Source organism: Levilactobacillus muriae (assembly GCF_045862015.1).
GTDB lineage: Bacteria > Bacillota > Bacilli > Lactobacillales > Lactobacillaceae > Levilactobacillus > Levilactobacillus muriae.
This window is the reverse complement of record NZ_BAAFRU010000053.1, coordinates 1-2,748: the sequence shown is the minus strand read 5'-3', so window position 1 is coordinate 2,748 and position 2,748 is coordinate 1. Positions and strand designations below refer to the sequence as shown.

At 42.9% G+C, this 2,748-nt stretch carries 1 protein-coding gene and 5 pseudogenes; 1 reads left to right on the top strand and 5 read right to left on the bottom strand.

Annotated elements, in window-relative coordinates; all coding sequences use genetic code 11:
- Positions 1-138 precede the first annotated feature (138 nt).
- Positions 139-618 (top strand): annotated as a pseudogene (locus tag ACKTSF_RS14360) (response regulator transcription factor); the annotation flags it as partial.
- 113 nt (positions 619-731) lie between these two features.
- On the opposite strand, the gene ACKTSF_RS14355 reads toward ACKTSF_RS14360, so the two are convergent.
- The 5 genes and pseudogenes from ACKTSF_RS14355 to ACKTSF_RS14335 all read right to left on the bottom strand — a co-directional run.
- Positions 732-1,589, bottom strand: coding sequence for a DegV family protein (locus ACKTSF_RS14355; protein WP_054712244.1), 858 nt, complete (start codon positions 1,587-1,589; stop codon positions 732-734).
- Between the two features lie 198 nt (positions 1,590-1,787).
- Positions 1,788-2,006 (bottom strand): annotated as a pseudogene (locus ACKTSF_RS14350) (iron ABC transporter permease); the annotation flags it as partial.
- A 113-nt stretch (positions 2,007-2,119) separates the two neighbouring features.
- Positions 2,120-2,236 (bottom strand): annotated as a pseudogene (locus tag ACKTSF_RS14345) (GNAT family N-acetyltransferase); the annotation flags it as partial.
- Between the two features lie 4 nt (positions 2,237-2,240).
- A pseudogene (locus ACKTSF_RS14340) lies at positions 2,241-2,342 on the bottom strand (recombinase family protein); the annotation flags it as partial.
- Positions 2,343-2,635: 293 nt separating this feature from the next.
- A pseudogene (locus tag ACKTSF_RS14335) lies at positions 2,636-2,748 on the bottom strand (IS30 family transposase); the annotation flags it as partial.

Below are 2,748 nucleotides of genomic sequence, written 5' to 3'. Positions count from 1 at the left end.
TGGATATTGGACAGCCCTAGTTCACAAAAGGTTTCGATTTTAATTCGTTCGGAATAGGTTATACTAGACAAAAGATCAGCTCCTAAAAGATGGGTTTGTGGTAAACACCATTTTAAAGGAAGCTGATTTTTTTTGTCCGAACAGCTCAAACCGGACGTTGCCGTTCTGGATATCGAGATGCCCAAGTTAACCGGATTGGATGTTGCCGATAAGATTCATGACAGTGAGTTACCAACAAAAGTCATTATTTTAACGACCTTCGCACAGAAGGCTTACTTTGAACGCGCCATTGCTGCCCAAGTAAATGGTTATTTGCTCAAAGATAGCCCCAGTGATGATTTGATTGACGTTATTCGAAAAGTGATGACGGGCCAAACGGTTTACGCCCCGGAATTAGTCACGAATATGGTGACAGCTGAAAGCAATCCCCTCACCGACCGCGAACTCGCTGTTTTGGCGGCAGTCGCCAGCGGCTTATCGTCAAAACAAATTGCTGCCTCGCTATTTCTCTCAGAAGGAACCGTTCGTAACTATTTGTCCGCTATTTTCAGTAAGCTCGGTGTTCATAATCGAATTGAGGCCGTGCAGATGGCTAAGAAGAATAAGTGGTTGGAATGACTGTTTTATCAAATCAAAATTGCCCTTTTCTCAACAAATTGAGAAAAGGGCAATTTTGATCTGCTTTTCGTTTTAGGTAAAGCTTGAGAGGCGTGACTTATTTTTGTAACACCTTAATACGACTGAACTGTAGCCCCAATCAGCCCTGGCCCTGTATGCACGCCCAATGACGGTGAGACCTCACCAATAAAATCAACTGGCCGACCAGTCGCTTCACGAAGTTTCTCTGCCAACTTTTTAACTAAAGATGGGTTTTGCCCGTGGGCTACTCCTAAACGATAGTGGGTGCTTTTTAAACAATCCTGTTTGACTTGTTCAACCAACTTTTGAATCGCTTTTTCTTCAGATCGCGCCTTAAAAAGAGGGTAGTAGACGCCTTCTGGATCACATGAGATCACCGGTTTAATGTGCAAAACCGAACCGACAAGGCCTGCCACTCGGCCGATTCGACCGCCGGCACTGAGGTACTTCAAGGTTGGCACGTAGAAATAAATCCGACTTTTGACGATTGAGGCACGAACTTTTGCAATCACGTCCTGAAAAGATTCCCCTGCATTGATCAATGATGCGGCATAGGCTGCTTGGATGCCACTGCCAATGCCGATGCTTTTTGTGTCAAGAATGGTTACGGTGTCAGCGGGAAAATCTTGCGCGGCCAATTGAAAGACGTTGTTCGTCACAGACAACGCGCTCGAAATTGTGATACCGAAGATCTGCTGATAACCAGCCGCGAACAGCGCATCCATCGCTTCTTTGGCAGCTTGTGGTGACGGACTGGACGTCTTCGGCAAGGTTTCCGCCGTTGCTAACGCCGAATAAAATTCATCCGGTGTGATATCAACTGCATCAAGGTAATTATGCCCATTCATAGTAATATTCAGCGGTACGACTGCAATATTTTTATTTTCATCAAGAACACTTTGAGGGACATCAGAACCCGAATCAACGACAATTGCAATTTTTTTGGTCATGTTCTGCCTCCTTGCGGCTTTAATAACCATATTATATGGTTTCTAAGACTAGATGTAAATAGGTTCACCACATATATCTTTTTTCGTTCATGTGAATATTCAGCCAGTTTTGCCAACAAAAGTCGCTTCCACAGCAAAAAGAGAGTCAACCAGTCACGGTCAACTCCCTTTTGTCCTATTTCCGACGAAGTTTTGTGGTTACATCGCAATATCCCCATTCTTAGAAACTTTCATGAAGATTAGCAAGGAAATCACTGTCAACGCGGTCAAAATCGTTGATAGTGCAGCTGCAACGCCGTAATTTCCACGAATAACTTCGGTATAAATGGCTACTGTCATTGTCCGAGTCTTGACGTTGTACAACAGAATGGATGTGGATAATTCTGAGATCATCGTGACCCATGAAAGAATGGACCCATACTAATCCCTCGTTTTGAATGCGCTTACGCATATCAAGCTTACACGAGCCGATCTGTTCTGTCAGGCATGGCGATTTTTATGGACTTTGTTCCGGGCGATTTGGCCGCTTATTAAAGCTTCTTAACCAACACCAAACAAGGATTCCAAGCATCCCATAATGTCGGGAAAACTTCCAATCGCTCAAATCCCACTGACTCGTAAAAACGGATGGTTTGATCATATTCAGGACCTCAATTTATCCGTAAATAATTTATCAACGTCTTTTAAAGCCGCTAACTGTCGATCTAAATGTTGCTCCTTGGAACTCACACGCGCATAACCGATTTTAGCCATTTCCAGTTCTCCTTTTGGACAGTTCTAATGAACACTTGTAATTCCTAGTATAGCACAGAAATAAAAAAGACCAATAGGGTATACCCTAGTGGCCAGATGCAGTTTACAGAGAATGGTCTGAAAAACAGTTAGACCAGTAAAACCCCTGAGTTTGGATTTACTCCAACTCAGGGGTTTGCTTTACTTATTAATCTAATAAATCTTTTCGTTTGGTGCTCAATCACTACTTATTTGATGCACACCAGGTAACTGGGTCAAGGTAAAATTAATTTTTCAGTTGGCAAATTACAAGTTTAATCCGAACAAGCCCGGAATCTTTCAATGGCAGTCTGTTGATGATGTATTTTTAATGGTCGTTGATTAATTAGTTCAAGTGCTGCTAGGATCTCATCAGTCGTTACTTGGC

What these genes read in the sequence shown, in the direction of transcription:
- ACKTSF_RS14355 (WP_054712244.1), bottom strand. Translation starts at nt 1,589, where the DNA reads ATGACCAAAAAAATTGCAATTGTCGTTGATTCGGGTTCTGATGTCCCT.